The sequence below is a fragment of the Sphingomonas sp. BK235 genome, assembly GCF_004345855.1.
Taxonomy (GTDB): Bacteria; Pseudomonadota; Alphaproteobacteria; order Sphingomonadales; family Sphingomonadaceae; genus Sphingomonas.
In genome coordinates, this window is the sequence record NZ_SLXN01000011.1 from 53,529 (window position 1) to 78,477 (window position 24,949).

Below are 24,949 nucleotides of genomic sequence, written 5' to 3' on the forward strand. Positions count from 1 at the left end.
CTCCACGGGTTGGCGGGAGCCGAAGCGGGCGAGGGGGGCAGCGCCTGTCACGACCAGATCAGCCGAAATGCGCCGAGACCTGGACGTACATGTAACGTCCGAGGATGTCGTAGGTTCGGAAGTCGCGCGTCAGCGGGTCGACCCCGCGATCAAGCAGGTTGTTCACGCCGATCGTCATCCTGACGCCCTGTTCGAAGTCGTAGCCGGCCGACAGGTCGACGTAGTTCGCGGCGCCGATCTCGTAGCGGCACGTCACGGGGCCGCTCGCCGCTTGCGCCGTCTTGGCGGTGGTACCCGCGCAGGCGGTGCCGGCCGCGGTGTCGAGGTTGCGCACGTCGACGCCCGAAATGAAGCGGTGCCGCGCCATCAGCGCGAACCCGCCGGCGTCGAAGTTGACCATCGTCAGCGAGCGGAACTTGGCGAAGTTGCCTTCGCCGCCGGCGGTGGAGTCGCGGTAGAAGCCGGCATAGTCGATCGCCGTGGTCGGCTGTGCGGAGATCGCAGTCGACCGGTAGCTGTCGGTATAGGTGCCGTCGAAGCTGAGGCGGAACGTCCCGATGTCGGTTGGCTGGCTGTACTTCACGGACACGTCCACGCCCGCGGTGCGGATGCCGCCGATATTCTCGCGCAGGTTGCTGATGTTGGTGATCTGACCCAAGCCGTTGCGGCTGACCAGCGCGCAATATTGCGCGATGTTCTGCCGGTAGCACAGGTCGAGGACGGTCTGCGCGCCCGGTGCGCCGATGGCGCCCTTGATGTCGTATTGCCAGTAATCGGCCGACAGCGTCAGGCGGCGCAGGAACGACGGGCTGAACACCGCGCCGGCGGTCAGCGTGTTGCCCGTTTCCGGCGACAGGTTCGGGTTGCCGCCGTTGGTGGTCGGGGGCTGGCGGTCGCCGATGAAGCCCGCGGGTACGGCGGCGCAGGCGCCGGATCCGGCCGCCGGCGCGTTGCACGGATCGGTGATTGTCGGGGTGTCGCCGTACTGGCCCGAATAAAGATCCTCGATCGTCGGCGAGCGGAATACACGGGCGTAGGTGCCGCGAATCAGCAAGTCGCTGACTGGACGGTATTGCGCCCCCACCTTGTAGTTGGTCGTGCCGCCGAACGTGGAATAATCCGAGTAGCGCACACCGGCGTTGACATCGAGTGACTGGATCAGCGGCACGTCGCGCAGCAGAGGAACGTTGACCTCGCCATAGACTTCCTTGACGTTGTAGCTGCCCTTGACCGCCGTCTCGTACTGCACGTCCATCAGCTTGTTGGCGAGCAGGTAGTCGGGGGCGTATTCCGACGACAGCTTGCGATACTCGCCGCCGACTGCGATCCCGACCGGGCCTGCCGGCAGGGTGAAGAGCGTGCCGGTGACGTTGGCGAGCACGTCGTGCTGCGAGCTCTTCCAGTTGCTGTGCAGCCCCGGCGAAATCGCGGTCAGCGCCCCGACTGGAATCTCGCTGAAGATGTTGATCGGGGTGCAGCCGGAGATTGTCGCGCCCGGTACGCCGCAGCGCGCGGTGCCGCCGGCGTCGACGAAGGACGGGCCGATCGCCGCCTGGATGGCGGGCAGATAGATGCTTCCGGTGCGCGTGCCCTGGATCCGCTGGTCGGCGTAACTGTAGTTCACGTCCCAGTCGAAGTCGCCGATCTTGCCCTTCAGCCCGGTGCTGAGCTGCACGTCGTCGCGATCGTAGGTGCGGATGCGCTGGCCGTTGTTTACGAGGCGTTGGCGCACGTCGGGGATATCGACGCCGAACGGATTGTAGATGCTACGTCCCGAGATGGTGACGCCATACGCCTGGGTTTGAAAGTAGTCCGACGCCAGCGTCGAGTCGGATAGTGTATGGGTGTAGAAGCCACTGGCATAAAGCGACAAATTGTCGGCCAGTTTGTAGGTGCCGCTGCCGAATACGCTGTAGCGTTCTTGCGGGGTCAGCAGCTGCGTTTCGACGCGGTCGTTGTAGGTGTCGTTGACGTCACCGGCGCCAATGAAGCAGCGGAAGTCCCCGGCGCTAGTGCCGGCCGCGCCGGTGGCGCGCGTGACGAAGACCGCGCTTGCCGCGACATTGCCGGGATTGGAACAATTCAGGCCTGGGTTGGCGGCTACCGCCGCGCTGCGCGGAACGGTGAAGCGGCCAGTTGGGGTAGCGGGCGATCCGGCAAAGACCAGGTTGCCGTTGGTCAGCGCATAGGGCGTGTCGGCCCAGTCGCGGGCTGTATTCAGCATCGGCTGCTGCTTCATGTAGGTGCCGCCGACCATCAGGCTTCCCCGATCGAAGCTGTGCGCGATCGATCCCTGCAGGTTCAACGACGGCACGTCGCCCTTGTCGCTGATGCCATAATAGGCGGACAGGTCGACCCCGCTGGCCTTGCGCTTAGTGATGAAGTTGACCACGCCGGCGATCGCATCCGAGCCGTAGATGGCCGACGCACCGTCCTTGAGCACCTCGACGCGCTCGATCATGTTCGCCGGCAACGCGTTGACGTCACGCGCGAAGAAGCGAACACCGTCGATCAGCAGGAGCGTGCGGTCCGCGCCGAGCCCGCGCAGCGAGATGTCCGACCGGCCAGTGCCTCCGTAGCTGTTGTCGGCCGGGCTCATGCCGCCGCCCGCAATGTTGGGCAATTGGCGCACGATGTCGCCGACCGTTGCGAAGCCACTTTCCTGGATCTGCTCCTGGCCAAAGGTAAAGACCGGACTCGCCGTCTCGCCGTCGATGCGCCGGATGCGGCTGCCGGTGACGACGATGTCGCTCTGGTCAGCCCCGGAAGAGGGGTCTGCGGCCTGGTCGCCGACGGTGGTGTCGGCGGGCGCCGCGGTCTGTGCGACGGCGTCCGCCACCTGTGCCGCTGTGGTCCCGGGCAGCTGCGCGACCGTGACCAGCGCCGTTGCCGCCATCAACCGGAACTTCAGTTCAGTCATAAGACGCCCCCCTCGATGTTCGGCGGGTCTTCTCCGAAGGGTCGAGCGCACACGGCGGTGGTCGGTGGTACGCGCCGGTTGCAGCGCGGCCGTTCCTCTACCGTCTGTGCTAGACCAACTCGTCCAGCCGCGTTTAATTTCCACGGCAAACTTGCTATTGGACTATACCAGCTGGCAAGGGCTTTTTCACGCAAGCGTAATTTTTTCCCCGATTGGTATAGTCCCGCGCCGTGACGCGGGTCGACCAGGTACCTGGATGAAGGATCGCGACTCGGCGAGGATGCCGGTTAACTGATGGAGGTGCGCGGCATCTCAGTCTGGGCGGTTTTGAAGATGACCAGCTTCGGGTGGTTCACGGATCGCATGAACTCGATCGGGCGACCCGTCTCGTCGGTTACGGAGAGTTGCAGCGACAGGCAGGCGGTACCTTGCGCCAGATCGAGCAAGCGCGCTTCCATCTCCGAGCAGTTCGCTACGCCGATCTCGCGCTCGCCGCGCATGGCGCCGATCCCGAACCGATTGTGCAGCAGGCTGTACAGCGACTCGCCCGCCATGAGGTCCTGCGCGGCCAGATCTGGCACCAGTTCTAGCGGCAGATGGCTCGTTTCGATGCACACGGGGGTGCCGTTTGCCGTCCACAGGCGGCGAAATACAACGATGTCAGCGCCTTCTGCCAGCTTCAGGCGCCCAGCTATCTTGGCGGAAGCGCGTGCCTGCTCGAAGTGCAGCAGCTTGTTGCCCGCCGTGCCGCCGCCAGCCTGGATGATCCGACGAATGCCCTGTGACGCGAACGCATCGATCGGTCGGGTCACGCGCGGAGCAGGGATTCGAGTTCCGCTGGTGCCGTTACGCTCCAGCAGGCCGATCGTGATGAGACCCTCGATTGCCTTGCGCACGGTCATGCGATTGCGGCCCAGCTGGTCGGCCAGCATGCGCTCAGAGGGGATGCGATCGCCCGGGCTATAATCCGGACCGGCGATCAAGTCCTGTATATGAGCCTGGATCTGGCGATAGGCCGGCATGGCGCTATCTGCGGCCTCTGCGTGCGCGTCGGTTGAGTGTGCTGTCCCCATCGTCGTAGCATGCTCCAGTTGCTGATCGGGTATATGCCCTCTGACGGCGATTTTGTACCGATATAAAAATCTGGTGGACTCCAAGCTAATAACTGGTCTAGTCCAGCTGCGACGATATCAAGGGGAACCAGTAATGGCTTTGGAGATCACGCTCGAAGGCGTCGTCGACACGCTGGAACATGCCGTCTCGCAGCTGCCCGACGCCTTTGCCTTTGGCGAGCAGGTCGCCAACAAGATCGATCGCATCTATTTCGTCGCGCACGGCTCGGCCAACCGCGCGATGCAGGGAATGGCGTACTGGATCGAGCACTACAGCCCGACGATCGAAGTGCGCCGCTACTTTCCGTCCGAGTTCGTGACGCAGGATCCGCCCAAGCTGGACGAACGAACGCTCGTCTTCCTCGCCTCAAAGTCCGGCACCACGCCGGAGACGGTGCTGGCGGCCGATTACCTGAAGGACAAGCCGTGCCAGGTGGTTGGCTTCACGCTGAAGGGGGACAGCCCGCTGGCACAGAAGTCGCCGAAGGTGTTTTTGGGCGGCGACACCAGCGAGTCGTTCGTTGCGCTGTTCATGCTGATGCAGGCAGTGGTCGGCGGCGTGCTGAAGGGGCGCGACGGTTGGTCGCTGGGCGATGAGCTTTTGTCGTCGCTCGCCGCGTTGCCGCGTTCGATCGCGGAGGCCGCGATTGGCAACGACGCGCGCGCGCTGGCGGACGCACGAACCTATTATCAGGACGAGAACATTTACCACGTCGCGTCCGGCCCAGGCTTCACCCCTGCCTATGTATTCGGCGTGTGCATTCTGATGGAGATGCTGTGGCTGCACAGCTACCCGATCGAGGCGGCTGAATTTTTCCACGGTCCGTTCGAGATCACCGATGAGAAAACCCCTTTCATTCTAATTGTGGGCGAGGATCCCAGCCGCCCGCTGATGGAGCGGGTTTTGCGATTCTGCGAGAAGAACGCGCGCCGCGTGATGATCTATGACTCGCGCGACTTCGCCATGCCTGGCGTTGCGCCTAAAATTCGCCCGATCGTCGCACCCTATGTTCTCCAAGCCGCGTTGAAGCGTCTGTCGGAGCATCTGTCCGACCTGCGCGGCCAGCCGCTGTCAACGCGACGCTATATGTGGAAGACCGAATACTGAGGGTCTGAACCGATGCGTCGCATTCTTGGCCTCGGTGATAATACGGTCGACACCTATGTCGATCATGGTCTCCAGTATCCCGGCGGCAACGCCGTCAACGTCGCGGTCATGGCTGCACGATTGGGAGCAGCGACCGGCTATCTCGGCTGCGTAGGGGAGGACGAGGGTGGCGCGCTCGTCCATACATCGCTGCTGGCGGAGGGCGTGGACGTGGCTCGGCTGCGGACACGGGCTGGTGCAAACGCGCGTGCCTTCATCGGCCATGTCGACGGCGACCGGCAGTTTCTGCGGACCGAGCCGGGAGTGCGAGCCGATTATCGCTGGGAGGACGCCGACTTCGCCTACATGGCGCAGTACGACCACGTGCATACCAGCATCTACAGCCAGCTCGACGACGTGCTGCCGCTGGTGGCCCGCGCCGTGCCGTCCGTTTCGATCGACGGGTCTAATCGCTGGTCGGTCGAATGGCTCGCACGGGTTTTGCCGCACGTCCGGATCGTGTTCCTGTCGGCGGCCGACGTACCGTCGTCGGAGCTCGACGCGCTGATTACGCACTGCCTTCGGCTGGGGCCGGAAGCGGTGGTGGCTACGCGGGGCGGCGCAGGCGCGGTTGGAGCCACGAAGGACCAGCGACTGGTCCAGGCGGCGCTGCCGACCGAGGTGGTCGACACGCTGGGGGCTGGGGACGGCTTCATCTCCGGCTTTCTCGTGAGTTACCTTAGCGGTGCGTCGCTCCGCTACGCGCTTGGCGCGGGGGCGGCCTATGCGGCGCGAGTCTGCACCTGGCACGGCGGCTACGGACATGACGCACGCTGGACTGGAGACGTGGCGGTGACGGCCGCGGGACAATAATTTTGTTCAGAGGGGAATAACATGGTCTGGCGTATCGGCGTCGATTCCGGTGGCACCTTCACCGACGTCTGCCTGTTCAACGAAGACGACGGCCAAGTGCATATCTGGAAGGTCTCGTCCACCCCCGACGATCCGTCGCGCGCGATCGCACAAGGCATCGCCGAGGGGCTCGAGCGCGTCGGCGCGCAGGCGGGTGACGTCAGCTACTTCGGCCATGGCACAACCGTCGGCACGAACGCGCTGATCCAGCATCGCGGCGTGACCACCGGCCTGATCACCTCGGACGGCTTCCGCGACCTGCTCGAGATCGGGCGCCAGAAGCGTCCAGACCTCTACGACCTGCAAGCCGACAAGGAACCGGTTCTCGTCGCCCGCGCGCTGCGCCTGGAGGTGGCGGAGCGCGTCCACCACGATGGTCGCGTCGAGACTGCGCTTGACGAGCAGGCGGTGCGCGAGGCCGCTCGCACGCTGCGGGAGCAGGGCGCCAAGGCGGTCGCGATCTGCTTCCTCTACAGCTTCATCCGCCCGCAACACGAACAGGCGGCGCGCCGCATCGTAGAGGAGGAGTTCCCCGACGCGTTCGTCAGCACCTCGCATGAGGTGGCGCCGGAGTTCCGCGAGTACGAACGCATGTCGACCGTGACGGTGAACGCCTATCTAGGCCCAGTCATGCAGAAGTATATCGAGCGACTGGCGGCACGGGTCGCCGAGCTGGGGCTGAAGGTGGCGCCACGGCTGACCCAGTCGAATGGCGGTGTCATAGGCTTCGAACAGGCGGCGCGACTGCCGACCCGCACGGTCCTGTCCGGACCCAGCACCGGGGTGGTCGCGGCACAGGCGCTGGCGAAGCAGACCGGCATCCTCGATCTCATCACCTTCGACGTCGGCGGGACCAGCAGCGATGTGGCGCTGCTGAAGGACGGCGTGTGCAAGCTGGTCGGCGAGGCGGATGTGCACGGCTATCCGATCAAAGCACCGATGCTCGATATTCATACGGTCGGCGCCGGCGGGGGCTCGATCGCAGCGGTGGACAGCGGCGGCCTGCTGAAAGTCGGACCGCGCAGCGCGGGGGCCTTCCCCGGCCCGGTATGCTACGGCAAGGGCAATGACGAGCCGACGGTGACCGATGCCAATGTCGTGCTCCAGACGCTCAATCCCACCCATCTGCTCGGCGGGCGCATGGCGATCGACCAGGGCCTGGCGAAGGCGGCGATCGGGAGGATTGCCGATCAGCTCGGCATGGATGTGATGGCGACCGCGCAGGGCATCATCTCGGTGGTTATCGCCAACATGGCGCGCGCGATCCGCGTGATCTCGGTGCAGCGCGGCCATGATCCGCGCGACTATACGCTGGTCGCGTTCGGCGGAGCGGGGCCGCTCCACGCGGCGCGACTTGCCCGCGAGCTGGAGATGCGTCGCATCCTCGTGCCGGTCACACCTGGGATCATGTGCGCCACCGGCCTGTTGCAGACCGACCTGCGCGCGGATTTCGCCAGCACCAGCCTGACGGTGCTGTCGGACGACGGCGTGGTCAAGCTGGGCGAGGCGTTCGCCGCCCTGGAGGAACGCGCGCAGACGTGGTTCGAAGCCGAGGCGATCCCCGCCACGGACCGGGTGGTGGAGCGCAGCGTCGACGTGCGTTACGCCGGCCAGAACTACGAGGTGTCGGTCGCGATGCCCGAAGGCCCGGTCGACCCGGTCGCGATCGCCGCGATCCGGGCGCGCTTCGAGGAGGAGCACCGCCGTCTGTACGGCTTCATCGCGTCGGAGGACCCGATCCAACTGGTCACCTATCGCGTCGGCGCGACTGGGCTGGTCGCCAAGGCGGCGTTCCGCGCCTTTCCGGACGCTGGCGCCGACGTCTCGTCCGCGCAGGTCGGGGAGCGCGAGGTGTGGATGCCGGAAGTGGGCGGCTTCGTCGTCTGCCCGATCTACGACCGCGCGAAGCTGAACCCCGGCAACCGCTTCGCCGGGCCCGCCATCATCGAACAGATGGACACGACCACCATCGTCCTGCCCGACATGTTGGTCACCGTCGAGCCGCACCGCAACCTGATCCTGGAGTTCCTGAAGTGAGCGCCACTCCCGAGACCCCGCAGACGCGCGTCGCCGTCGACCCGATCACGGTGGAGGTGATCGGTAGCGCGATGATGTCGATCGTCGAGGAGATGGGGGAGGCGCTGGTGAAGGCCAGCCACTCGACCAACATCAAGGAACGACGCGACTGTTCGACCGCGTTGTTCGACCGCCAGGGAAGCGCGCTGTGCCAGGCGGATCACATTCCGATGCATCTCGGCAGCTTCTTGGGCATCATCCCGCACATCCTGAAGAGCTACCCGGCTAGCGATATCCGGCCCGGCGACGTTTTCTTCGCGAACGACGCCTATGAGGGCGGCGCGACGCACCTGCCCGACCTCGTGCTAGCGGAGCCGATCTTCGACGGCGACGTGCTGATCGCGTGGGCGACCAACACCGCGCATCACGCCGACTTCGAGGATCGCGGTCACGCGCACATCTACCAGGAGGGGATCCGTATCCCGCCCCTGAAGCTCTACCGCGAGGGCGTGCTGCAGGAGGATCTGCAGAAGCTGTTCCTCCTGAACTGCCAGGTGCCGAAGGAGCGGATCTCGGACCTGCGCGCCCAGATGGCGGCCAATCGGCTCGCGATCGACCGTATAACGGCGCTGTGCCGGCGCTACGGACGTGACGTGCTGCTCTCAGCCGGCGACGAGCTGATGGACTATGCCGAGCGCAAGATGCGCGCCGGCATCGCCGCCATCCCAGACGGAACGTACCTATTCAGCGATCGCTTCGACAACCCGGCGATCGACGAGGAGTTCGAGTTCCACTGCACGATCCGAGTCGAGGGCGAGGAGATGTTCCTCGATTTCGACGGTCCCGATCAGGTGCGCGCCGGGCTCAACATGGTGTTCACGGCCCTGCTCTCTACTGTCTACTATGCGGTGAAGACGGTGGTTGATCCGACGATCCTGCCCAACGCCGGCCTCGCCCGTCCGCTGCATGTGACGGCGCGGCAAGGATCAATCCTCAACTGCGTCCATCCCGCCGCGGTGAACGGCCGGATCGCACCGTGCCAGCGGGTGGCGGATATCGTGCACGGCGCGCTGGCGCAGGCGGTGCCGCATCAGGTCACCGCGGCGGGCAATGGTGCCTGCGCGTCGGCGACGTTCGTCGGCGAAAAGCCGAACGGCGACCTGTGGATCTATCTTGAGACGATCGGCGGCGGCTCGGGTGCGCGCCACAACAAGGACGGCCTCAGCGGTGTCCACGTGCACATGACCAACACATCGAACCTGCCTGCCGAGGCGCTGGAGATCGAATATCCCTTGACCCTCCTGCGCTACGAGCTGGTCGCCGGCTCCGGCGGGGATGGGGAGTTCCGCGGAGGCATGGGCATGCGTCGCGTGTACCGCGCAGAGCGGGATTGCCTAGTCAAGCTGGACGGCTCGCGCCTGAAGAGCCAGCCTTGGGGACTTGAGGGCGGGCAGCCCGGTGCATCCGGTTCTTATGAATTCACCGGTGATCCCTCCGCCTTTTCCCACGGGAACGGCCGCATGAAGAAGGGCGACGTAGTATCTGTAATAACACCAGGAGCTGGAGGCTACGGCGACCCGGGGCGACGATCACCGCCTAGCTAATCGGACTCATCATTTCTCAGAGGAAGTCACTTCCTAAGCCTGGTTTGCCGTCCCGAGGACTCGTTTGGCCACCGCGGTATCGATAAGTGTCCGGACTTAGACAGCTAATTGGGGCGGAGTGACCGCTTCGTGTCCTCTCCCGAGCGGCGGCAAGCGTCCGTTGCCGCCTCAGGCGTTCGGCACCGCTATGCGAACTTGCAGTGCTCACTTTGGAGGAGTCGCAGGCAGAGCTATCTCGAGCTGGCAGCTGGCTCAGCATTGCAGCTTCCACGAAGTCGAGAAAGCTGGCCAGAAGGGGGGGTGGCTCGGCCAGGCTTCCGCCATACCTTCCCTGCCCAGAGCAACTTTATCGCTCTCCCGAACTCTCGAAGGTCTCGCGCGTCTGGATGAATGAACGGCCGGAGTTGGGAGGCGAGCAGGGGCTCCTGAGTGACCGGTAGTGGGTCCTACGCTCGGAAGGGAAGGGGCGCGCAAGCGCCCAATAGCGGGCGTCCGCACGGCGAGGTAGAAGAGCGCGTTGACGGGCGGCGAGGATAGGGAAGCGTTGCGGACCCTACTAGTGACTAATCCTGGGTCTTGCCGCCCAGGAGTAGACAACCTTTTGGCCTAACGTCATCCTCGCCGGACATCGCGCGGCTGCCACTGGCAATTAGGTTATACGGAAGCGTTGGGAGGCCTTGTGGATAACCATTCTCTCCATGGTACCGCGCATCGAGTCCCGGGAGACCTTGAAGCCGCGCTGCGATCGCGTCCCGAGGTGCTGGCGTTGTGGGAAGGCTTGACGCCTCTTGGCCGAAACGAGTTCATCTGTTGGGTCGAGGATGCCAAGCAGCTGGCGACTCGCGAGCGCCGGATTGAGCGGACGCGCGAAGAACTGGTCGAAGGAAAGAAGCGGCCGTGCTGCTGGGCGGGTTGCATCCATCGAGACGACAAAGCGCCGGGTCGATGGCAGCAGACTGTTCTAATCGACCGTAAGGGCAGGATCTCGCCCGCACGCTGATCGCCCGCCGTTCGTGTGTGCATTCAATGCTGCGCTAGTCTTCTTGTTGGGCCGGTACAGGCAAGAGCGGGGCCACAGGTTCACCTCTCGACGGAGGTTCAAAGCTATGATCACGGTTTGGGGTGGACAGACCTCGCGATCGATTCGGGCCGCCTGGGTTCTGGAGGAAATGGGCCTACCGTACCGCGTGCGGCAGGTGGACATGCTAGCCGCGGAGAAGGATCAGGCGTGGCTTGCGGTAAACCCCGGCGACTTCCTGCCCGCGATAGAAGACGGGGACGTCACCATGGTGGAGTCTGTGGCGATCATGGAGTATCTGATGGGTCGCTACGGACCCACACCGCTGCAGCCTTCGGCCGACGATCCGGCCTTCCCGACCTACCAGCAGTTCCTCCATTTGGGCGAAGCGGGCCTAGCGACGTTGATCATGATCCCCTTGGTGAGCGGCTTCATCGCCCCCAAAGCGGAACGAGACAATTGGGGTGCGCGCTGGGCGCGCGAGTGCGCCGAACGACGGCTGCTGCTCGTGCGGCGGCAACTCGCTAGAGCGCCCTACATGGCCGGGGACCGGTTCACGGCTGCCGACATTTCGGTGAGCTATGCGCTAAACTTGGGCGCGAACCATGCCGGGTTCGTTCTAAGCGATGCCGAACATGCCTATCTCGCCCGCACCACGGCTCGCGATGCTTACAAGCGCGCCTTTGACCACTCGCATGAGGGCCTGGCGGCTCAGACTGGCGACTAGCCACGCCGAGTGCGCCATCTGCATAGGGTCGAGCAAGACCGGATTACTCAGATGAACCGACGACCGATATTGGGAAGCTGGGAAGGTGCCTTGGGCGGCTGCTTTTGGGTCTCAGCACGGGATAGTAGAGGACGGTCTGTCCTTGGTCAGGATAGTTCGCAGTCAGGGAGTGTTTCGATGCGAGTAGCTGAACACGCGCGCTAGGCGCCAGCCGTCAAGCGCTCGCTGCCATAGCTGCACGAAGTGCGTCCGTCCCGACCTTTCGCTTCGGGCCATCTCCTTTGCCTTCGTAGAAGCCGCGGTCGCCTTCCTCGATAGCGCCGAAGCTTGGCCCGGTCTCGGCGCGCAAGGAAGGCTCAGCCGCGCTTTGAGCCAGGGCATCCGCCACCTTGTCCGCGGCGACTACCTCGTTCTCTACCGGGTCGATCCGGAAGCTGTGACCATTCTGACGATCCCCCACGGCGCGATGGATTACGCCGAGCATCTGGATCTGCTGTGAAGGGCTGGTCGAGGGCTTGCTGAGGAGCTGTGGCGAAGCCGCCAGGAGCACACAGTGGGCGCGCAGCTGGGCTAGCGCTGAGGATCTCTGTGGCAGGTTCGAACGTCCGGCGCAGCCTCAGCGCCCTAGTCATGGCTCTCCAGTTTTGCTTATCAGCGGCGGCGTGTCGCGCGATACTCGGCCTCGGTACCCTCCATGCACGGCTTTTCGTCTCGTCCACAATGAGTGATTGCGGCGATGCGGCTCTGAAGGCGTCTCTTCGCAGCGCAGTTGAAATGCGGTGAGAAGGACATAAGGGTAAGCGGAACTGGCGTCATGGTGGCGGTTTGACGCAAATAGTCTAGCGTCTTTGCTTCGGAAATCACGGTTCCGTTCCACCGCCAAGCGCCGGAGCGAAGCTGTATCGCGGTATTCCAAACTGGCTCGAAGTACGGCTTATGCGGTGGAGGCTGCTGCCTCGCTAGCTGCCAACCCGCGACGGTCGGGCATTTTGGCGCTGTAACCGCTTCCGCCGGAACAGTTGAGATCGCCGCCGACATCCAGAAATAGACAAGAGAAAGCGTCATTGGGTAAGCCTACCCCAAGCTGAGGCTTGCTGCCAGAGTGCTCTAAGCCGCAATCTCGCTGCTTTTAGGTGCCTTGAACACGTCGCTGGCTCGATCGGCGAGATGAACAAGCTTCCGATGTTGGAAGGGCGCCGGGTGGACCTGAGTGACCGGTGTTGGGTCCTGGTTCTTACTCGCTCAGCCGACGCTACGCCGCCATTTGGAAGGCCGCTTCGCCGTATCAGTATCGTGCTGAGGCACTTGGAACGGCGCCGGTCACTCAGTCGATGTGACCGGCGCACCTTAGCCTTCGTCAAGCAGGAACGATTGCCGCCTCCGAGCTGCTCGTCGGCCGGCGTCGGCGAAGAGCTGCGCCGACCACACCGAAGCCCAGGATCATCAGCGCCCACGTCGCGGGTTCGGGCACCGCCGGCTGGAGGCCACGTGTCGAGAGGTTGGCGTTTTCGGGCGAGAAATCGGTAATTTGATCGTTGCTGCCAAGACCAATCCGCGGCCACAGGTTGAAGCCGTAATCAGCCGCGGCGTAGCCGGTCGAGGGGAGCAGCGACTCACCCACCCGTGCCGTGATGATGTTGCCCGCGATGCTGATCGCACCCGGGTCGAGCGCGTTCGCTCCGATGCTGCCGGTGCCGTCCTTCCGCAGCACGATCGCCTGGTTGAAGATCACATTCTCCTGACCGATCGCGGCAAAGGGCCGGATCGTGCCGGTGCCGGTGTTGACGCCGATGACGTAGAGTCCGCCGGTCATGGCGTCGATCGCGCCAGCGAAGGTCGCTCCCAGCGTGAAGAACTTGCCCACGGCGTCGTAGTTGACCGAGAAGCTGGTCACGTCGAGATCTGCCAAGCGTGGCCCTGCGGTGTAGCTCGGCAGGAAATCGCCCGAGGCATCCATTACCGTGGCGGCACTCGCCGCCTGCGGCGCGGCGACCAAAGCGGCGGCCGCGATCAACATATGGCGCATCATCACTCTCCCTGATCGGGTGCCGCACAACGCCGATGCGGCGCGAGCACGGGCGACCGCCACCCGCGTGGAAGACACGGTCGCTTGGGGTGAGTGACGCCGGCGAGGCGAATGGTTCATTGCAATTTAGTTTTCATCGCGATTGAACCTGCCATCGCGATCATGACACTCACTCCCGAACGAGGGCGATCGGGTGACGGCGGCGACGGCGGAGCAGCAGGACAGCGCGGAGGCGGACGCTGAGGCGACCTTGCTTGAGCGCGTTCGCGACCGCGACCGTCGCGCGTTTGAGATGCTGTATCGCGCTTATCACGCGCGGCTATGGCGCTTCTTGCACAAGCTGTTGCGGCGACCACACTTGATCGAGGAGGTGCTTAACGACGCGATGTTCGTGGTGTGGAGCCGCCTCGATACCTTCGACGGGCGGAGCCGTTTCTCGACCTGGTTGTTCGGCATCGCCTATCGTCAGGGACTGGCGGCGCTGCGCCGGCTCGACGAGCCAATCGACGACGAGCGCCAGGACGCGATCGATTATACGGCGGCGCCGGAAGTCGGTGCGGAGGCGGCCCGCGTCCGCCGCGGGCTCGATGCGGCGTTGGCCACGCTGTCGCCTACGCACCGGGCAGTGGTGGAGCTGACCTATTTTCACGAGTTCGGCTATCGCGAGATCGCCGCGATCATGGGTTGCCCGCCCGATACGGTGAAGACCCGCATGTTCCATGCGCGCCGCCACCTGCGCGCGGCACTGTCGGGCGAGCCCGACGACTGGTATTGAGGAGGGAGGACGGTGGGACAGCTGATCGCCATGCCCGATGACGCCTGTGGGGCGGTGCTGCGGCTGCTGCCGTGGCACCTCACCGGCACGCTGGATGCGGCGGACGAGGAACTTGTCGGGCGCCATCTTGCTGGTTGTGCGACCTGTCGCGCCGAGTTGGCGCGCGAGCGCGCGCTCGCCACCGCGGTGCATACGGCCGAGCCTAGAGCCGGTGACGGATGGGCTGGCATGAGCGCGCTCCTCGACCGCGCCGAGCCGAGACCGCGGCAACGTGCGCGCGCCTGGGTCCGGCGCTCCGGTGCGCTCGGCTCTCAGCGCACTTGGCGCTGGATCGCAGGCGCGCAATTTGCCGCACTGCTGGTGCTCGGGACTTGGGTGGCGCTTCCGTCGCAGCGTGCCCCTGCCTATCGCGCTCTCGGTGATGCGTCGCAGGTACGTGCAGGCAACGCCTTGGTCATGTTCCGACCGGAGACCAGCGAGGCGGCGCTGCGCCGCTCTCTCGCCGAAGCGGACGCGCGGCTGGTCGATGGGCCTACCGCCTCCGGTGCTTATGTGATCGCGCTACCGGGTGACGGCACAGCTTTGGCGCGACTTCGCGCGCAGCCAGCGGTCACGTTGGCCGAGCCGATCGAACGCGGGTCTGCGCCGTGAGGCGAGCTGCCGCCCTGCTGCTGCTGCTTACCCCCGTGGTCGCGGCACCGCTTTCGGCGTCGGCCGATGAGTCGCGGCCGGTCCCCGGTGAGCGCCGCATACTCGTTATGCTCGACCTGCCGCCCGAACATTATCGTCCAGGCGGCGACTATGGTGCGGGCGGATACGGTGATGCCGCGGCCGCGAGAGCAAGACACCGGCTCGCGGCGCGGCTCGCGCGCGAGCAGGGGCTGACGCTGCTCGACACCTGGCCGATGCCGCTGCTCGGCGTCGACTGCGTCATCATGGCAGTGCCGGGCAGCGAACCGCTCGATCGGGTCGCAGCCCGGCTGGCGCGCCACTCTGGCGTGGCCTGGTCGCAGCCGATGAACGAATTCACTGCACAGGCGGCGCCCGCGCCCCAGCCGAACGACCGCCTCTTCGCGGCGCAGCCGGCGGCACGCGCATGGCAGCTCGCCGCCCTTCACCGTCTGGCCACCGGTGCGGGCGTCAGCGTCGCGGTGATCGACAGCTTGATTGACGCTCGCCATCCCGATCTGGTCGGTCGCGTAGCGGTCACTCGCGACTTCGTCGGCGCGCCAGCGACATCTGCGGAGGCGCATGGGACCGGGGTCGCCGGTATCATCGCCGCAAGGGCCAACAACGGGCTCGGCATTGCCGGCGTGGCGCCCGACGCACGACTGATGGGCTTGCGCGCCTGTTGGCAGCGTCTGCCTGGCGAAACGGTGTGCGACTCGATCAGCCTGGCGCGGGCATTACTCTACGCTACGGAGCGACGAGCCGGGGTGATCAACATGAGCCTGAGCGGACCGAGCGATCCGCTGATCGCTAAGCTGGTCGCCTTGGCGCAGCGGCGCGGCGCGGCGGTCGTGGCGGCCGTCGATCCACGAACCGGCACCGGCTTTCCCGCGTCGCTGCCCGGGGTCGTGCGCGTGGCGCAGGACGGCGTGGCGAGCGAGCGCGCCGGCGTGTACAATGCGCCCGGCCGCGACGTGCCGACGACCGAACCGGGGGGACGATGGGATCTGGTGAGCGGCAACTCCTATGCCGCCGCGCACGTCAGTGGCCTGCTCGCACTCACCCGGCAGCTTCGCCGCGCCGACAGTGACCTCGTCGCAAGGCGTGCGGACGGCGGCGAGATCGACGCGTGCGCCACAGTCCGCCGCGCGGCTGGGTCGAGCACCCGCCGCTGCTGAGCGGCTCGCGCTCGCCTTAATCGGCGCCGCTCTCGCGACGCCAGCTGCAGCCGATGTTGGTGGCTCACTCGTGATCGCCAGCGACGACCGGTTTCGCGGCGTTAGCACTAGCGATGGTCGCCCAGTGGTCACCGCAGCGCTGTCGCTCGACGATCCCAGCGGGCTTTACGGCGGCGTGTCGGTGACCGCAGGCGGAGTCCACGACGAGGGCGTGCGCGTGCTGCGCTCGGTCCAGTATGTCGGTTACGCGCGACGCGTGGCTCCTTCCGTGTCGGTGGACGTCGGCGCGGTCCGCCGTGCCTATGATCGCTATGCAACGATCGAATACGGCAGGAGCTTCGCGGAGCTCTACGCCGGCTTGGTCGGCCGACGTTTGTCCGCGCATCTCTTCTACGCGCCCAGCTACGACGGTTGGGGCCATAACGCCTCTTACGTGCAGGTCGAAGGTACGCTCGTTGAGCGCGGTAGAGTCACGTTGAGCGGACATATCGGCGCGCTCCGCCCGCCGCGGATTGAAGGTTTCGGGCGAGCGGTCACGGTGGATTGGCGGCTTGGTGCGACGTGGCGGCCCGATCAGCTCGCGGCAGTCAGCCTGACTTGGATCGGCGCAGGTCAGGGTTACGACCGCTACAGCGAGAACCGTCGAACCGGCCGGCGCGGGGCGCTCGTTTTTTCGGTCAGCAGAGCCTTCTAAGTCGAACGGTCTGAGGCTTTCCGGCGAAGCCCGGCTTGGCGCGAAGTCTCAGGCATAGGTCTTTTTTGCTCGCGCCCCAAGCCATCCGTCAATCCTGCGGGTCGCGTCCGGCTTCCAGAAACGGCGATGAACATGGGGTAATCGCGGGAGCGAGCTACCTCGATCAGCGATGACGTGGAGGCAGGTGGCTGTTCCCCGGTAGATGAAGGTGCGGGCTCACGACTGGCAGCCGGGCCCATACATCGGAACGGAGAACAGCCATGGGTGAGTATATCGGGCTCGACGTATCGTTGAAAGAGACAGCGGTCTCGATCCGGCGTGACGGCAAGCGAGTGTGGCGCGGCAAATGCGCCTCGGATCCGCAGCTGCTCGCCGCGCTAATCCGCAAGCACGCCCCAGAGGTGGCGCGCGTGGTGTTCGAGACAGGACCGCTGTCGGTCTGGTTCTTTCATGCGCTGAGCGCGGAGGGGCTGCCGGCGATCTGCATCGACGCGCGCCATGCCAAGGCGGCGCTCGACATGGCGGCGAACAAGACGGATGCGAACGACGCCGACGGCCTGGCTCACCTGGCAGAGGTCGGGTTCTACAAGGAGGTCCGGGTCAAGAGCTTCGACAGCATGCTCGCGCGCACGCTGGTTGCGGCGCGGACTCGCCTGGTGCGGATCGGCACCGAGCTGTCGAACCAGATCCGGGGCTTAATGAAGACGTTCGGGCTGGTCGTCCCGCCGGCGTCGGGCAGCAAGTTCGAGCGCCAGGTTGAGGCTCTGCTCGCGGATAACGCCGACCTCGGCCGGATCATTCGGCCGCTACTCGAGGCTTGGCACGCCGTTCGCCTTCGCGCCGCGGAGCTGGGACGCAAACTGCTGGCGGACGCCCGGCGCAGCGATGCCTGCCAGCTGCTCATGTCCATTCCCGGCGTCGGCGTCGTGACCGCAACCTCCTTCATCACCGCCATCGAGAACCCGACCAACTTCAAGCGATCGCGATCTGTCGGTGCCTGGGTCGGGTTGACCACTCGCCGCTACCAGTCGGGCGAGGTCGACTATGACGGCCATATCTCGAGGCGGGGCGACAGCCATTTGCGCGGGCTGCTCTACGAAGCTGCGACCGTACTCCTGGTGCGGAGCCGATCCGAGTGCGACCTGCGCAAATGGGGGCTGCAGCTCCGCGAGCGTCTCGGCTTCAAGCGCGCTGCGGTCGCCGTTGCGCGCAAGCTGGCCGTTATCATGCACACGATGCTGGTGACCGGCGAACCCTTCCAGGAGACACGCACCTCAGCCTGACACCCGAGCTCGTCCGCGTCGCAAGGCGCTGCGAGACGTCCTGCCGGGACGTAGGCCGACCCAATCCGCGACGCTTGTTGCATCCGTTGCCTCAACGGCAGCAGAATGCGTGATGAACCTCGGAGGGGTCGCCCCGCGAAGCCCCATCATGCGGCGGCACATGCCGACCGCGAAGACGACCATGCTCCCGGCAGCGGCATCTCAGAAAACCCTTGCGCCCGACGCGATTAGTCGACCCTTGCGCCCGACGCGATTAGACGACAAGCGTCCGGTTTCGGCTTCGGCACAGGGCGGCTTCAATGACGCCTTTTGGGTCCTCGGCGCGAGAGGGCAGGGGGTCGCAACGCCCACTAGCGGGCTTCGGCCGCCCTCTTTGCCACGACGTTCGCATGCCGCGCGAACCAGCGCCATCTGCCGCCCTCCCGGCGGTAGACGTTGGTGTAGCGGCGATCGAGCGGGACCGCGCCGTAGGTGCGGCCGAGCTCGCTTTGCGGGGTGGGCGTGAAGACCTCGCGTCCCATCACAACGCCTACAACGCCGTCGACGGTCACGCTCTCGATCGTGCGCTCGAAATCCTCCGCGCCGATGCGGCCGTCGCGCATCATCGCAAGGAACTGCGCGCGGGTGAGGACGCGACCGGTGGGGGCGTTGATCGTCAGTCCGGGCGCGGACAAGGCGTCCAGCGCGCCGACGTCGGCGCGGGCAACCATCCCCTTCTGCTGCATGTCGAGAGCGGCCAGCGCGGCCTCCGCCCCCTTCAAGGGCTGAGTTTGGGCGAGAGACGGTGACGACAGTACGAGAACGAGGCCGACGGTGGACGCAGGCACGAGGCGCATCTTGAGTCTCCGATAGGCGTTGACGACGAGACTGACAGATACCTCAGCGAAGCACCACCGAGAGCTGACGTCCCGCTTCGCCCATAACCAGCCGCCCAAAACCGATCCGGTGAGATCGTCCGTGATGCCCGGCTTGTGGACGAAGCTGCTGCCGCTAAAAATAGCACGATGATTTCGCTGGCTGGACATACCTTCGATCCTCACAAGGCCTGCTTCGTTTGCCAGCACGTTTTTGACGGAGCGCCAGTGCTCGCGTTCGCGCATGACGAGGACGGCGATCTACAAGTCGCGTGCGGCGCGGAGAGCCATACGGGTGAAGATTGGCGCGTCGTTGGCGTCGCTCACCTTGCTTGCGACAACCTTCAGCTCGCATCCCTGCCAATGGTCGATATGGGCTACGCAGCGGAGCGAGAGGCCCCGCGAGCCGAATGGGTGCTATTCTCCCTCAGTTGAGAACGCGTCCGCTTTCCTGCCAGACTAAGCCAGCCAAACAGCTACGCGGAATGGCAAGATGCCTGGAGCACCGACGTGAACGAGGGACCGGAGTTGGGAAGCGGGCAGCGCGCCGGAAATGGCCGCTTCTGGGTCTCCGCGACGGCGCTGCATACGCCCTGCTTCATGAATTTGCCCGGCTAGATCCCAAATGACACTCGCACTCCAATCGTCCGTGGCGGACCGACCAGATAGGAAAAGTAGCTCGTCGCCGTGGTGTTGCCCGGCGACGTCGTGAACTCCTGACCGAACACCGGGACGGCATCGAACAGGTTGGTCACAAACAGGTCGATGCCGATGCCATCGCGGGTTCTCACGCCCGCGGTCGCGTCGACGAGGGTGTAGGCCGGCCGCGGCAGCACCTCGCCCTCGCCGAAGCCGCTGTTCGAGCCACCCACGTGGCGCGCCGCCGCGAACAGGGTCCCACGCAGGGCGCCAGTGACCACGAAGTCGTAGCTACCTCGCGCATTCCAGGCCCAGCGTGGCACGTCCAGCACGCGGGATCCCGCGGTAAGCAGCAGGTTTGGTACGGCGTTGCGATAGGTGGCGTTGGTGAACGAGCCGCCGGCATGAAGCTCCAAGCCGGCGAGCGGCGTCGCGGTTACATCGAGTTCGCCGCCGCGGCTGCGGACGCGGCCGGCGTTGACCGTGAAGGAGATGGTCGTCGCGTTGTTCACGCCGCAGGCGCTTTGGAAAGCCTGCTGATAGTCCTTCCAGTCGATCGCGAACGCGGCGCCGTCGATCCGCAGGCGCCCGCCGAGGAAGCTCGTCTTGGCGCCGAGTTCGAGATTGTCCGTCCGGTCGCTGCCGTATGGCGGGGGCACGTCTGGGATGCCCGCGGCGCGCCGTTCCGCGGGCGAGCAGATGTCGTCGGTGATCGGCGCGTTGACGCCGCCGGTGCGAAAGCCCTGCGCGAAGCTGGCGTACACCGTCGCGGTTTCGCCCGGCGCGTAGCTCACGGAGAAGCGGGGCGTGACGCCGGTCTCGCGATTGCGCTCCGCGTAATCGTAGGCGAGGTCACCGCCTGCCGGCCCACCCAGACCATACCGCCTGCTCGCCTCGCGCTGGCGGTAACCGAAGACGCGTGCGCCCGCTGCGATCTTGAGCGTTGACGTGACCGCGTAGGTCAGCTCCGCGAAGCCGGCGAGTTCGCTCTCGCTGAAGTCCACGGCGGTGTCCTGGATCACAGGCGGTGCGCTCGCGCCGAGCGGCCCCGGCGCGACAATTCCGAACAGGTCGGAGACGGTGATCGTGCGGCCGGAGCGCTGGTGCAGGTCGCGGTAGACGCCTCCCATGACGTATTGGAGCGGCCCGGCACCGTCCGATATCAGGCGGATTTCCTGCGTGAACTGCGCTGTGGAGCCCCTGTCGCGCAGAGGGGTGGGGAACAGCCGTCCACCTGGACCCGATCCGACGATGTCCTCGACGATCGGGGAATCAAACGCGGTGACGTCGAAGGAGAGCCGCGATCGGCGATCCATATAGGAGCTGTTGGCGGTAAGGTCCGCGCCGCCGAGCGCGTCGACGTGCTGCTCGATCAGAAGCGAGCCAATCACGAAGCGGTCGCGGGCGAACGTGTCCTCGTATCGCGCTTTCACGCGCGCGCGGCGGCCGAACGTCACGTCGCTATGCGGCCGATCGGCGTTGCTGAAACCACTCTGCCAGACGAGGCTGGGCGTGATCGCCAGATCGGGGGTGGGGGTCCAGCGGAGCGCGGCGCGGATCGTGCCGGTCCGCGTCCAGTTCACGTCCTTCTTCACTCGGTCGGTGCCCTGGTTCTCCGTCAGGTTACCCGTGGTCGGACGAAGATCGTCGATCCACCCTCCCTGCCGCACGACACCCCCGCTCACGCGGAGCGCGAGCGTGTCGGCGACGAGCGGCAGGTTCAGCATGCCCTTGGCGTCCCAGCTGGTCCCCCCGTCGCGCACCGCCGAGACACTGGCGGTCGCTCGCCCCGCCGCGGTGGACGCGTCGGGCTGGTTCGTCACGATCCGTACCAGACCGCCCATGGATGACGACCCGAACAGCACCCCCTGCGGACCGCGTAGAACTTCGACGCGCGCGACATCGAAGAGCTGTGGATCCGGCTGAGAGAAGCCGCGCAACGCGCGCGTCTGCAGCGGCGTCTCGTCGAGGTAGACGCCTGTCGTGGGCGACTGGACGAAGCCGACCCCGCCGATCCCGCGGATGATGTACTGCGAATTGCCGGGTCCGGTGGTCGCGAACGCCAAGCTCGGGACGGCGTCGGCGACGCGGGAGAAGTCGCTCGCGTTCAGCCGCCGCAACGTCTCGTCGGACAGGATGCTGACGCTCGCCGGCACGTCGCGGACGTCCTGCTCCCGCTTCTGGGCGGTGACGATGACCTCTTCGCTGCCATCGCTCGGAAGAACATCGTCGGATGTTGCGGGGCCGGAACGCGCCTCGGCTGGCGTGGCGAGCAGCAGGCACGACGCCGCGGTGCTCGCAAGCTGGCGGGATGTTAGCATGGGAATACCTCTGACCCGCCCGACCTGATCCGTCGGGCGCACGATGGGTGAGCGCCGTTCCGAACGGCACTGAGTGGCAGGTCAGAGGTAGGCTGGTGGTCCGCGTAGCGGCGGTCTCAGGCGCGCCACGGCTCGCGGTCTGTCGGGCGCACGCCAGAGCATCCCGCCGGCGACCACGAAGGCGATCAGCGCGGCGAGCTGGAGCGGATCGGTCGCCGCGAGCGCCGCACCGGTCATGCCCGCGAAGGCGCAGGGCATCTCTGCCTTGCCGTGACCCGATCCGCGATCATGGTCGGCCATGTCGCCGTGCATCGCCGACGTCGCGGCCGAGGGCGGCGCGGCGACGCCCGAACAGACGATGAGCGACAGCTGTCCGTGATCGGCAGCGAGCATATAGCCCGAGGGGACCAGCAGCTTCAGCAGCAACGTCAGCGTGCAGAGGAACACGGCGGAGCGGCGATGCGCGAGGAGGTGCCGTATCGCATCCACGAGCTGTGAATACCTCGGGTTGGCAACCATGTCACTGAAGAAGGACCATAGCAGGTGACCGACGCGCCGCCCAAGGCGCCGCTGTTTGACAGCTCATATAAAGATATCTTTATATGAGCTTGACGCGCCGCCCCGGCTCGTCGATGCGATGCGGGTCAAGGTTCTCCGGTCGGCTCGCCGCGCCGGAGCTAAGACGGGAAGCCGGTGCGATGCCGGCGCTGCCCCCGCAACTGTAAGCGGCGAGCAGGTGGTCGCTCCGTGTCACTGGTCGCGCTCGCGCGGCCGGGAAGGCCAGACCATCCGCACCGACCCGCGAGCCAGGAGACCTGCCTCGACGCCATAACGTCCACCGGCGGGGTGCCCGGTCTGGTCGCTCGCATGCCGCGGCCGGGCTTCCCGTCCGCGCGCGCCGGTGTCTGGTCCGCGTGCCCCGTCCTTCATCGGGGTTTATGAAGATGATCGCCACTTATCGTCCGGCGACGCACGTCGCCGCGCTGCTGCTCGTCACCTGTTCCTCCGGCGCGCTGGCGCGGGACGACGATCGCGTACCGCCGCGTGACGACATTCTCGTGGTCGGCCGCGGCGACGGCGCGCTCGACCGCCCGAGCGCGACCGGCAGCCGACTCGGCCTCACGCCGCTCGAATTGCCCGCCAGCGTCGCAACTGTCGACGGGGACGCGATCCGTGCTCGCGGCGACCTCACCGTCGTCGAGGCGGTGTCGCGCGCGCCCGGCATCACCGCCGCAGCCAACGCCGGGAACGGCAACACCGCACTCGCCGCACGCGGCTTCGTCGGACAGGGCTCGGTGCTGCAACTGGTCGACGGCATCCGGCTCTTCCCGGTTGCCGGCACGGTCACCTTCCCGACCGATCCTTGGAACGTCGAGCGGATCGAGGTGCTGACCGGCCCCGCCTCGGTGCTCTACGGCCAGGGCGCGCTCGGCGCCGCGGTCAACGTGGTCTCGCGCGCGCCGAGCGACACCCCACGCTACGACGCGGAGCTGAGCTACGGCGGGCAGGACACATGGCATGTCGCGGCGGGCGCGGGCGGTCCGCTGGGCGAGCAGCTCGGCTACCGCCTGGACGCGAGCTACCGTCGTTCAGACGGTTGGGTCGACCGCGGCGACAACCACAGCCTGGCGCTGTCGGGCGCGCTGCGCGTCGCGCCGACCGAGCGGCTCACCCTCACGCTGCGCGGCGACTATGGCGACGTCTCACCAATGCGCTACTGGGGCACGCCGCTGATCGACGGCCGGCTCGACCCGCGTAACCGGCGCCGCAACTACAACGTCGCCGACGCCGACATCCGCTTCCGCGACGATCGCCAGACGCTCGTCGCCGAGTGGGCGGTCAGCGACGCGGTGACGCTCACCAACGCCGCCTATCGGCTCGCCAGCAAGCGCAGCTGGTACGACCTCGAGAGCTACGCCTGGACGCCGGCGGCCGGTCGGCCGAACGGTGTGATCGAGCGGTCGGACAATCTCGGCATCGTCCAGGGCATGACGCAGTACGGCGACCAGGCCAGTGTGAAGCTGAGCGCACCGCTGGGCGGCGACTTCGCCAACGACCTGGTGCTCGGCGCCGAGGTCAACCGCGTGAACCTGCGCTACTCGAACAACTTTGCCGTCGCGGATCAGGCGGATGCGATCGACCCGTTCGACTTTGCTCCTGGCACGCTGGAGGATCGCGCGGCGACGCTGCCGCGCTATCGCACCACCACGACCGAGTGGAGCATCTTCGGCGAGGACCGGCTGCGGCTGTCGCGCCGGCTCTCGCTGGTGGGTGGCTTCCGATACGAGGAGGACGCGGTGCGCCGCAGCAACATCCTCTACGACGCGGCCGGCGCCCCGGTGGGCGAGGCTAACGCCTTTCCGGGCGGCGCGCGCCAGAAGAGGTTCCGCGACGCGACCTGGCGCGTCGGCACCGTCTACCAGCCCTCCCGCAACGTCTCGCTCTACGCGCAATATGCCACCGGCGTGGATCCCGTCGGCACGCTGACCACCTTCACCACCAGCGCGACGCAGTTCGCCTTTACCAACGCCAAGGGCGATCAGGTCGAGGCGGGTGCCAAGGCAGCGCTGCTCGGCGGACGCGTCAACGTGACACTCGCCGGCTATCGCATCGTGAAGAACGACCTGGTCGCGCAGCGCGTCACCAACGGTCCGCTCGAGCAGATCGGGCGGCAGTCGTCGACGGGGGTCGAGGCGGCGCTGTCGCTCGCGCTGGCCGCCGGCTTCTTGATCGAGGCGAACGGGACGGTGCTCGACACCCGCTTCGACGACTTCCTCAGCGGCAACGCGGATCTCTCCGGCAACACGCCGCCCAACGTGCCCGAGCGCGCCGGCAACCTGTGGCTCACCTGGCAGAGTCGCCGCGGCGTTCGCGCGCAGGCGGGTCTGCGCCACGTCGGCGCGCGCTTCGTCGACTCGGCCAACAGTGCACGGGTGCCCGCCTACACCGTCGCCGACGGCGGCCTCTCGTTCGCGATCACGCCGGCGCTCGCGGCCGACGTGCGCGTCTACAATCTCTTCGACACCCGTTACGTGACCTCGACTTACGGCACGGCGCAGTGGCTGCTCGGCCGGCCGCGCTCGCTCGATGTCGCGCTGCGCGCGCGGCTGTGAG

The 24,949-nt window shown here is 66.2% G+C and carries 19 protein-coding genes and 1 riboswitch; of the genes, 13 read left to right on the top strand and 6 right to left on the bottom strand.

Annotated features, from left to right (window positions below):
- Positions 1-58: 58 nt before the first annotated feature.
- Together EV292_RS19860 and EV292_RS19865 are read right to left on the bottom strand one after the other, a co-directional pair.
- The gene (locus EV292_RS19860) at positions 59-2,920 is read right to left on the bottom strand and encodes a TonB-dependent receptor (protein WP_132911008.1); all 2,862 of its coding nucleotides are present in this window, start codon (positions 2,918-2,920) and stop codon (positions 59-61) included.
- A 287-nt stretch (positions 2,921-3,207) separates the two neighbouring features.
- Positions 3,208-3,942: a GntR family transcriptional regulator gene (locus EV292_RS19865; protein WP_165927204.1), complete on the bottom strand. Its 735-nt coding sequence runs from the start codon at positions 3,940-3,942 to the stop codon at positions 3,208-3,210.
- Positions 3,943-4,126: 184 nt separating this feature from the next.
- Here EV292_RS19865 and EV292_RS19870 point away from each other — a divergent pair, with 184 nt between their 5' ends.
- The 7 genes from EV292_RS19870 (at position 4,127) to EV292_RS23460 (ending at position 11,895) form a co-directional block, all read left to right on the top strand.
- Complete coding sequence (locus EV292_RS19870; protein WP_132911010.1) at positions 4,127-5,140, top strand: SIS domain-containing protein; 1,014 nt, start codon at positions 4,127-4,129, stop codon at positions 5,138-5,140.
- Between the two features lie 12 nt (positions 5,141-5,152).
- Positions 5,153-5,992, top strand: coding sequence for a PfkB family carbohydrate kinase (locus tag EV292_RS19875; protein WP_132911011.1), 840 nt, complete (start codon positions 5,153-5,155; stop codon positions 5,990-5,992).
- 21 nt (positions 5,993-6,013) lie between these two features.
- On the top strand, positions 6,014-8,068 hold the full coding sequence (locus tag EV292_RS19880) for a hydantoinase/oxoprolinase family protein (protein ID WP_132911012.1): 2,055 nt from the start codon (positions 6,014-6,016) through the stop codon (positions 8,066-8,068).
- Positions 8,065-9,651: a hydantoinase B/oxoprolinase family protein gene (locus tag EV292_RS19885; protein ID WP_207913496.1), complete on the top strand. Its 1,587-nt coding sequence runs from the start codon at positions 8,065-8,067 to the stop codon at positions 9,649-9,651. Before EV292_RS19880 ends, EV292_RS19885 begins: the two co-directional genes overlap by 4 nt.
- Before the next feature lie 679 nt (positions 9,652-10,330).
- Positions 10,331-10,651 (top strand): YdeI/OmpD-associated family protein, encoded by a 321-nt coding sequence (locus tag EV292_RS19890; protein WP_132911013.1) that lies wholly within the window; start codon positions 10,331-10,333, stop codon positions 10,649-10,651.
- 106 nt (positions 10,652-10,757) lie between these two features.
- Entirely contained in the window at positions 10,758-11,396 is a 639-nt protein-coding gene (locus EV292_RS19895) for a glutathione S-transferase family protein (protein ID WP_132911014.1), read from the top strand.
- Between the two features lie 274 nt (positions 11,397-11,670).
- Positions 11,671-11,895, top strand: a complete 225-nt coding sequence (locus EV292_RS23460) for a type II toxin-antitoxin system RelE/ParE family toxin (protein ID WP_347812609.1) — start codon at positions 11,671-11,673, stop codon at positions 11,893-11,895.
- Between the two features lie 858 nt (positions 11,896-12,753).
- Here EV292_RS23460 and EV292_RS23220 read toward each other — a convergent pair.
- Positions 12,754-13,413 carry a PEPxxWA-CTERM sorting domain-containing protein gene (locus tag EV292_RS23220; protein ID WP_243693879.1) on the bottom strand — a complete coding sequence of 220 codons (660 nt, stop codon included), beginning with the start codon at positions 13,411-13,413 and terminating at the stop codon, positions 12,754-12,756.
- A 202-nt stretch (positions 13,414-13,615) separates the two neighbouring features.
- Between EV292_RS23220 and EV292_RS19910 the strand changes: the two genes are divergently transcribed.
- The 5 genes from EV292_RS19910 (at position 13,616) to EV292_RS19930 (ending at position 18,021) form a co-directional block, all read left to right on the top strand.
- Positions 13,616-14,197, top strand: coding sequence for a sigma-70 family RNA polymerase sigma factor (locus EV292_RS19910; protein WP_132911016.1), 582 nt, complete (start codon positions 13,616-13,618; stop codon positions 14,195-14,197).
- A gap of 12 nt (positions 14,198-14,209) precedes the next feature.
- On the top strand, positions 14,210-14,848 hold the full coding sequence (locus EV292_RS19915; protein WP_132911017.1) for a zf-HC2 domain-containing protein: 639 nt from the start codon (positions 14,210-14,212) through the stop codon (positions 14,846-14,848).
- A gap of 107 nt (positions 14,849-14,955) precedes the next feature.
- A complete protein-coding gene (locus EV292_RS19920; protein ID WP_132911018.1) occupies positions 14,956-16,044 on the top strand; it encodes a S8 family serine peptidase in 1,089 nt (362 codons plus the stop codon).
- On the top strand, positions 15,971-16,738 hold the full coding sequence (locus tag EV292_RS19925; protein ID WP_165927206.1) for a TorF family putative porin: 768 nt from the start codon (positions 15,971-15,973) through the stop codon (positions 16,736-16,738). Before EV292_RS19920 ends, EV292_RS19925 begins: the two co-directional genes overlap by 74 nt.
- Positions 16,739-16,998: 260 nt before the next feature.
- Positions 16,999-18,021, top strand: coding sequence for an IS110 family transposase (locus EV292_RS19930; RefSeq protein WP_132911020.1), 1,023 nt, complete (start codon positions 16,999-17,001; stop codon positions 18,019-18,021).
- Between the two features lie 350 nt (positions 18,022-18,371).
- On the opposite strand, the gene EV292_RS19935 is transcribed toward EV292_RS19930, so the two are convergent.
- The 3 genes from EV292_RS19935 to EV292_RS19945 form a co-directional block, all read right to left on the bottom strand.
- Complete coding sequence (locus EV292_RS19935) at positions 18,372-19,121, bottom strand: nuclear transport factor 2 family protein (protein ID WP_132911021.1); 750 nt, start codon at positions 19,119-19,121, stop codon at positions 18,372-18,374.
- A gap of 368 nt (positions 19,122-19,489) precedes the next feature.
- Positions 19,490-21,835, bottom strand: a complete 2,346-nt coding sequence (locus tag EV292_RS19940; RefSeq protein ID WP_132911022.1) for a TonB-dependent receptor — start codon at positions 21,833-21,835, stop codon at positions 19,490-19,492.
- A gap of 81 nt (positions 21,836-21,916) precedes the next feature.
- On the bottom strand, positions 21,917-22,354 hold the full coding sequence (locus EV292_RS19945; RefSeq protein WP_243693881.1) for a DUF2946 family protein: 438 nt from the start codon (positions 22,352-22,354) through the stop codon (positions 21,917-21,919).
- A 111-nt stretch (positions 22,355-22,465) separates the two neighbouring features.
- A riboswitch (cobalamin riboswitch) is annotated at positions 22,466-22,673 on the top strand.
- 106 nt (positions 22,674-22,779) lie between these two features.
- Between EV292_RS19945 and EV292_RS19950 the strand changes: the two genes are divergently transcribed.
- Positions 22,780-24,948: a TonB-dependent siderophore receptor gene (locus EV292_RS19950; RefSeq protein WP_243693882.1), complete on the top strand. Its 2,169-nt coding sequence runs from the start codon at positions 22,780-22,782 to the stop codon at positions 24,946-24,948.
- Position 24,949: the final 1 nt, after the last annotated feature.

Coding starts and splice junctions, on each gene's coding strand:
- EV292_RS19895 (WP_132911014.1), top strand. CDS start 10,758: ATGATCACGGTTTGGGGTGGACAGACCTCGCGATCGATTCGGGCCGCC.
- EV292_RS19880 (WP_132911012.1), top strand. CDS start 6,014: ATGGTCTGGCGTATCGGCGTCGATTCCGGTGGCACCTTCACCGACGTC.
- EV292_RS19935 (WP_132911021.1), bottom strand. CDS start 19,121: ATGCGCGAACGCGAGCACTGGCGCTCCGTCAAAAACGTGCTGGCAAAC.
- EV292_RS19865 (WP_165927204.1), bottom strand. CDS start 3,942: ATGCCGGCCTATCGCCAGATCCAGGCTCATATACAGGACTTGATCGCC.
- EV292_RS19945 (WP_243693881.1), bottom strand. CDS start 22,354: ATGGTTGCCAACCCGAGGTATTCACAGCTCGTGGATGCGATACGGCAC.
- EV292_RS19860 (WP_132911008.1), bottom strand. CDS start 2,920: ATGACTGAACTGAAGTTCCGGTTGATGGCGGCAACGGCGCTGGTCACG.
- EV292_RS19920 (WP_132911018.1), top strand. CDS start 14,956: ATGCTCGACCTGCCGCCCGAACATTATCGTCCAGGCGGCGACTATGGT.
- EV292_RS19875 (WP_132911011.1), top strand. CDS start 5,153: ATGCGTCGCATTCTTGGCCTCGGTGATAATACGGTCGACACCTATGTC.
- EV292_RS23220 (WP_243693879.1), bottom strand. CDS start 13,413: ATGTTGATCGCGGCCGCCGCTTTGGTCGCCGCGCCGCAGGCGGCGAGT.
- EV292_RS19930 (WP_132911020.1), top strand. CDS start 16,999: ATGGGTGAGTATATCGGGCTCGACGTATCGTTGAAAGAGACAGCGGTC.
- EV292_RS19950 (WP_243693882.1), top strand. CDS start 22,780: ATGATCGCCACTTATCGTCCGGCGACGCACGTCGCCGCGCTGCTGCTC.
- EV292_RS19940 (WP_132911022.1), bottom strand. CDS start 21,835: ATGCTAACATCCCGCCAGCTTGCGAGCACCGCGGCGTCGTGCCTGCTG.
- EV292_RS19870 (WP_132911010.1), top strand. CDS start 4,127: ATGGCTTTGGAGATCACGCTCGAAGGCGTCGTCGACACGCTGGAACAT.